The sequence below is a fragment of the Almyronema sp. genome, assembly GCF_052168255.1.
In the GTDB taxonomy this organism is placed as follows: Bacteria; Cyanobacteriota; Cyanobacteriia; order Phormidesmidales; family Phormidesmidaceae; genus Sphaerothrix; species Sphaerothrix epifaneia.
Genome location: NZ_JBQLZL010000105.1, coordinates 54,715 through 61,894, shown reverse-complemented (window position 1 = coordinate 61,894; position 7,180 = coordinate 54,715). Strand labels below are relative to the sequence as shown.

Below are 7,180 nucleotides of genomic sequence, written 5' to 3'. Positions count from 1 at the left end.
AGTAACAGAGAAAGGCGATCGCCCTTTGGCAGCAATATTGACTCAAACCCACAGACACGCTAATCTGTGGGCTTAACGTAGGTGATCAAAAAACGTCCAAGTGCCTGCGTTAGTCCCAAAAATTTGTCCGCGCGAGACCCGAAGTTGCAGCAACAACAACGGGCCTCTAACCCAGCCAGACTGAAGAGACCAGTCCGGACAGGGCTTGGGGTATTTTACTCCAGCCGCCCCGGCTTGCAACATTCTGGTAAACGGGGCGGCAAATTTTTGGGTTTCTTCCCCACCGGGCGAAGCAAACCCATAGCCCCTCTGTCAACAGCTTCCCTAACCCAGGGAGGCTGAACAGGGTCTAGCATTTGCGCCTGCCACCGGGGAACTGCAAACCCAAAAACCAGGAGAAACGCTATGTTTCAATCTCACGCGATCGCTCAGCCCATCCCCACTGAGCCAACCCACTCCAGCGACGACGACCGCCAACCGATTCGCCATATTTTGATCGGCCCACCGCTTTTAGTCGATCGCACCAAGCGCCAACTCCACGCCCTGCAATATGCCGAGTCCGCCCGCTGGACAAACGCCATCAGCATCCCCAGCAACCAAATCATCATCACCCCTGACCCCGGCCATGTGATGAGCCTGCTGGTTAAGCTGGTGCGGCTGGCATAGCCAACCCGCTAACTAGGGGGCTGTTTGTAGCTATAGGCAAAGGGTAGAAGGTCAGCCTTGCCCTCAGCCGCTTTAGCAACTGGCTCAGCCCCCACATGCTGACCAAAACAAAAAAAGGTGGGCTAAACGCCCACCCTCAGCACGCAATCAAGCCAAAAACTTAATCGTCAATCCCTTCAATGCGGTCTTCCACTTCTTGATACAGCGATTGTAGCCGTTCAATATTTTCATCGCTGGTTTCCCAGTAGCCGCGACCGTTGACCTCTAGCAGCGTAGACACCATCCGGCGAAAAGAGTTGGGGTTGAGATCCATCAGCCGCTTACACATCTCGGCATCTTGAATAAACGTAGCATTGGTATCTTCATAGACCCAATTATCCACCGCATCAGCCGTAGCTGACCAGCCCATCGTATTCACCAACCGCTTGGATAGCTCCCGTACTCCCTCGTAGCCGTGGCTGAGCATTCCCTCATACCACTTGGGGTTGAGCATCTTGGTACGGGCATCTAGCCGCACCGTTTCAGACAGGGTTCGCACCTGCGCGTTTGCCGTCGTCGTATCGGCAATATAGGCCGCAGGCTTAGTGCCATCACCCCGCAGCTTAGCGACAACCTTAGTCGGGTCAGAGTCAAAGTAGTGAGAAACATCCGTCAGCGAAATTTCTGAAGAATCCAGGTTTTGAAAGGTGACATCAGCCGTTTTTAAGCTGGCTTCAAACACCTGACGCGACTGATCCATCATGCCGGGATTGTCGGAGTTAAAGGCAAAAGACTTGCGGGTCAAATACATCTCTTGCAGTTCGCCTTCGTCTTCCCAAGTGCTGTTTTCTACCGCCAGGTTAATGTTTGACGAATAAGAACCCGACGCATTCGAGAAAACGCGAGTCGCCGCCTGCCGCAGCGAAATACCCATTTCTTCTGCCTGCTGCATCGCATGCTTGCGCACAAAGTTCATCTCTAGCGGTTCATCGGCTTCTGCCGCCATCTTGATGGCTTTATCTAGCAGCGCCATTTGATTAATGAACAGGTCGCGAAAAACCCCAGAGCAGTTAATCACTACGTCAATTCGAGGCCGACCCAGTTCTTCTAGCGAAAGTAGCTCTAGCTTGTTTACCCGCCCCAACGCATCTGGCACAGGCTTCGCCCCCACAAACCAGAGAATCTGCGCCAGCGACTCACCGTAGGTTTTAATGTTGTCTGTTCCCCAAAGAACGCTGGCAATGGTTTCGGGGTAATGGCCGCCGTTGTCTTGCCGCTGCCGCTCTAGCAGGCGATCGACTACAATTTTGGCCGACTGTACCGCTGCCGTCGTTGGAATTGACTGTGGATCAAGGGCGTGAATGTTTTTGCCTGTTGGCAGCACATCCGGGTTGCGAATAGGGTCACCGCCGGGGCCAGGAAGCACATATTCGCCTTCGAGCGCCTGTAGCAAAGCGCCTAGCTCATTGTCAGCACAAATTTGCTCTAGGCAAAACTCCAGGTATTCCATCAGCGGCTTCAGCGCTTCGGTATTGACCTGAGGATAGCCAACTTCGTGCAGCGCTTTTACCCAAGGTTCTTTGCGGCCAATATTGAGGAAGTTGAGCCGCGACACCATCGAAACGCGACCTTCGGCGTCGATTTGCTCATGCACCAGAGCCGCGACAGCCGCCCGAACGCCGTTATTGATGTCGTAGAGCCGTTGCACGTCGGCTAAAACACCGCGATCGCTGTTGCTATAAATTTCGTCAATATCGCGATTTAGACTTTCGGCAATGATCCGCTGTAGGCTCTTGATGCCTTCTTCTTCGCGATCGAGTCCGGCAATGTTAACCAAAGTAGCGATCGCCTCTTCAGCACTCGGCGGCTTACCAATAACATGCAAACCGCAGGGCAGCAGCCGCGACTCAATTTCCATCAGCTTAATGTAGACCTTGCCGACGAGGTTATCGCGCTGTTCAGCCGACAGATTAGCCGCATCCAATGCGGTGTCTGCATCTTGGGCTAGCTCAGCAATATCTTTGTCGAGGTTGCAAATGCGGGCTTGCTCAATAATGGCGTTAACGATTTGCACCGCTCGCCCCCCCTCTTTGAGGGTTTGGTAAGAGCCAATCAGTTCACTGAGTTCTTTAAGTCCCTTGTAGAGTCCGGCGTTTTCAGCCGGGGGGGTCAGGTAGCTAATGGTTTCGGCATAGCTGCGACGCTTAGCGATCGTAGCTTCAGAGGGGTTGTTGGCAGCGTAATAGTAAAGGTTGGGGATGGTGCCAATCAAGTTGTCTGGGTAGCAAGCCCCCGACATGCCCATTTGTTTACCGGGCATGAATTCTAAAGAACCGTGAGTACCAAAGTGCAGCACCGCGTCCGCTTTCCAGATTTGCTCTAGGTAGGTATAAAAAGCAGCAAAGCCGTGGTGCGGGCTAGCGGAACGAGAAAATAGCAGCCGCATCGGGTCGCCTTCGTAACCAAAAGTCGGCTGCACCCCAATAAACAAATTGCCAAACGCTTTGCCATAGACCAGCAAGTTTTGACCATCCGTGTTGAGATTTCCCGGCGGCGGCCCCCAGTTTTCTTCCAAATTCACCGAATAAGGCGTCAGCCGTTCATACTCCAGCACCGACATCCGGTAGGCAATGTTGAGTTCTGGTGAAGCATATTGCGCCTGGGCATCGTGAATCACTTCCTGCATCAGCGCTTCTGGCGATGCGGGTATGTCTTGAATGTCGTAGCCATTTTGCTTCATGGCTTCCATCACTTTGTAGATAGAGCCAAACACATCCAGGTAAGCAGCGGTTCCGACGTTGCCCTTATCCGGCGGAAAGCTAAAAACGGTAATGGCCAGTTTTTTGTCGAGCTTGGGTTTGCGGCGTAAGTTGGCCCATTTCATCGCTCGCTGGGCGATCGCTTCTACCCGGTCTTGCAGCGAAATGGCTCGTCCGGTCATGCCGTCGCGCCCCGACATCACAATTGGCTCAATTGCGCCATCAAGTTCAGGAATTGCCATTTGCAGCGCCACCTGAATCGGGTGCAGCCCTAAATCGCTTTCTTCCCACTCCTCAGTCGTTTGGAAAACCAGCGGTAGCGCCACCATATAAGGGCGGTTGAGCTTCTTTAGCGCCTCGATCGCTTTGGGATGGTCTTGACGCGCGGGGCCACCCACCAGGGCAAACCCTGTGAGCGACACCACCGAATCCACAATTGATTTTTCAGGATTGAGCGGATCAAAGAAGTAAGCTTCAACAGGCTTAGAAAAGTCTAATCCGCCAGCAAAAACAGGGACGACCCGCGCTCCCATGTACTCCAGTTCTTGCACAATGGCGACATAGTGGGCATCGTCTCCGGTAACCAGGTGAGTACGCTGCAACACCAGACCAATACAGGGGGCTAGCGGATCTTTGAGGTCATCGGCGATATCACGCCGCGACTTAAACCAGTTGAGGTATTCTTTTAAATCCTCAAACATCGTCGGCGCTAGCGGATGCCAGATCCCCATATCAGGGTAAGTAACCGGATCTTGATACTGCAAAGCAGTGGGCTTTTGAGCCGAAGTTTCGTCTTTTTTGAAGACATAGCGATCGGCCAGCATCACCAAGAAGTTTTCCAGGTTGTCTTTAGAACCGCCCAGCCAGTATTGAAAGCTGAGCATGAAGTTACGCGCATCCTGGGCTTTTTCAACGGGCAGATACTTTAAGACCTTCGGTAGCGTCCGCAGCAGCTTCAGCATGGCGTCTTCAAAGCCGCTTCCCTGCTTTTGGCGACGCTTTTTCATAAACTCGCCAATCACGCTTTTAGACTGACCCAACTGCGCCATCGAAAAGCTGCCCAGCTTATTCAGCCGCATGACCTGAGGCATGGAGGGAAAAACAACAGCCGCATCCAGGCGATCGCGGTGGGGCTGTACCGCAGCCACCACTTTTTCAGCCAGTTCTTCAATAAAAATCAGCGAAGCAATGAAAATATTGGCCTCAGCCACATCCGCCTGAAAAGCCTGATAATTGCCTGGATCGCGCAACTCTTCAATTAAGTAGCCGCTGACTTCAACAGCCATGTGGGCATTGCTCTCGTTAATCGATCGCACCGCAGCCGACAGGGCACTTTGATATTGAGGCTCTAACACGACATAGACCACCTTCACCAAAGTCCGGCCCTTTAAATCGTCGGGAGCAATGTGTCGGACAGTGGGCTTGACGTGGGTGAACATGCAGTAAAACTCCTTGATGCGTACTCTCAGGTCTAGTTCAGTCAACGACTCAGGAAAACAACTTCGCCTCAGTCACCAAAATCACCAGATTGGCTCAATAAAGCCGGAAGCCAGTTTCAAAAGCCAAATATGTTTAGATACGTTTGCGATCAAACATCAGAAAAGAAAAGCTTTCTCACTAAAGCGATTAGAAACTTTACAAGTACATCTTTCAAAGCTAAAAGAAAGCGCTTAAATCTCTAGTCTTAAACAATTAGCCTAAAAGACTTTGTATCAGAAAATCCTTGCCAGTTCAGGACTTGAGCGATTATGTGACACAATTCGACATAAACAATCTCAATATTTGTAAACAAAGTTAACGGTTTTAGAGATTGAACACTCACAGAATTGTATCTAAAAATTAAAAATAATTCTTCTGCAAAAAAATACGATTTGAAAACTTTTTCATCTGAATTAGTTTTTCCAATTAAACCTATTGGCAAAGCTAATCAGTCATCACCACCTTTTGCCCTCACCCAGCCGTAGCAACGCCGTCTTTTAACCCTGTCTCCTAGGGTTGAGCAACCTGAATTTCATAAATGTTCCAAAAGATGCCTTTGAGCGCCGAAAACTGCACCCCTTCTATATGGTCGCGGACGGCGGCTAACGAGAGGGGGTTAATCAGGTAAATAAAGGGAAGATATTCTTGCGTTAAGCGCTGGGTTTCAGCGTAGAGGGCTTTGCGCTCGGCTAGGTCATAGGTTTGAGCAGCCTGAATGTAGAGATCGCCAATTTGCTGCTCCCAGTCGTAGATAATGCGGCCTTCAATCGGGTCTTGTCCGGGTTGGGCGGCTTGGTTAAACGGATGCAGGTTGCCGTTGGGTAGCCAGACGTTAGCGCCATCGTTGGGTTCAATACCGCCTGTAAACCCTAGCAAATAGCAGTCCCAGTCTAGAGAAGTCGATAATTTTTCCACCAGTGCGCTAAAGTCAAGCGGCTGAAAATCGACCTGAATGCCAATTTGGCTGAGGTCTTGCTTGACTTGTGCCCCCATCGCTTCTCGGAGTTTGTTGCCTGCATTGGTAATTAGGGTAAAGCGAACGCGGTTGCCGTCAGCATCTAGCAGTTGGCCAGCGGCGTTGTACTGAAACCCGATCTGTTGCAGCAGCGCTCTAGACTTGTCGGGATTGTAGTCGTAGGTTTTAAGACCCTGTTCTGGTGGCAGATAAAAGGGACTTTGAATATCGATGGGTGAATGCTGGAGTTGCCCTAAGCCCTGAAACAAGTTGTTGAGCATGGTTTGGCGATCGAGGGCGTAGGCGATCGCCTGACGAAACGCCACCTGGGTAAACCAGCTAGATTTAACCGGATCTACCAGGGGTCTACCGTTGCGGCTACCCTGGTTGAGGTTAAAGCTAAGAAACGTCGTGCCAAAAGCAGGGCCACCGTTATAAATTTTGAAATTGCCGCGTTCTTCTTCGCGCTTGAGCAAAGCAAACTCATTGGCAGATACGCCAATAGCATCCGTCCCCCCAGAGCGAAACTGAATTAAAGAAGCCGTTGTCGATTCAACAATTTGCCAAATATAGCGATCGATATAAGGCTGAGGGGTACCGCTGGCGTCTTTACGCCAGTAATAAGGGTTGCGCTCAAACACAACGCGTTCGTTGGGCACGTAGCGGCTGAGGCGATAAGGCCCATTGCCAATTATTTGATCCGGGGGGGTATTGGTGCCCCAGGTGGTTAAGAAAACAGGGCTACCAGAAGCATCTTTAGTTTCGACGGCAGCGGCAAGAGCGTGCTTGGGCAAAATGGCGACGCCATCTGGAGCGCCTGCTGTCGAGAGCAAAAAAGGAGAAAAGGGTTCGGGTAAGGTAAATTCGATCTGGCGATCGCTGAGCTTGCGCAGGGTAGGAAACTGACCACTCTGACCAATTCGCAGCATATCGGCAACGCCGCTGGGAATATCAGGGTTGAAAATTACCTGCTCGTAGGTAAACACTACATCGTCAGCCGTTAGCGGTTCTCCGTCTGACCATTTCAGATCTTGCCGCAGGGTAAACGTGAAATGTAGCTGATCGGCTGAAACCTCCCAAGATTCAGCCAGTTCAGGTTCAATTTCGGCGGTCAAACCGTTAACGCTGGTTAGCCCTTCAAAGGTGAGCGGAAAAATATTAGGTCTTTGACGACTCAGGGCATAGTTGAAGGTTTCAGGATCGCTAAGAACATCCACCACAATCTGTGAGCTTTGCGCCACATCAGACTTCACCAGCAGAGACTGACAGCTACTCAAGGCGATCGCCAGCACCACAACCCAGCCCAGCCGCAACCAACGCTTAAACCCGTTCATCACATCTT

3 protein-coding genes are annotated in these 7,180 nt (G+C 51.2%); 1 reads left to right on the top strand and 2 read right to left on the bottom strand.

Annotated features, from left to right (window positions below):
* Positions 1-405: 405 nt before the first annotated feature.
* Positions 406-666: a hypothetical protein gene (locus ACTS3T_RS22210; protein WP_462935781.1), complete on the top strand. Its 261-nt coding sequence runs from the start codon at positions 406-408 to the stop codon at positions 664-666.
* Positions 667-826: 160 nt separating this feature from the next.
* On the opposite strand, the gene ACTS3T_RS22205 is transcribed toward ACTS3T_RS22210, so the two are convergent.
* Both ACTS3T_RS22205 and ACTS3T_RS22200 read right to left on the bottom strand, forming a co-directional pair.
* Positions 827-4,843 carry a magnesium chelatase subunit H gene (locus ACTS3T_RS22205; protein WP_462935780.1) on the bottom strand — a complete coding sequence of 1,339 codons (4,017 nt, stop codon included), beginning with the start codon at positions 4,841-4,843 and terminating at the stop codon, positions 827-829.
* A gap of 550 nt (positions 4,844-5,393) precedes the next feature.
* The gene (locus tag ACTS3T_RS22200; RefSeq protein WP_462935783.1) at positions 5,394-7,172 is read right to left on the bottom strand and encodes an ABC transporter substrate-binding protein; all 1,779 of its coding nucleotides are present in this window, start codon (positions 7,170-7,172) and stop codon (positions 5,394-5,396) included.
* Positions 7,173-7,180 lie beyond the last annotated feature (8 nt).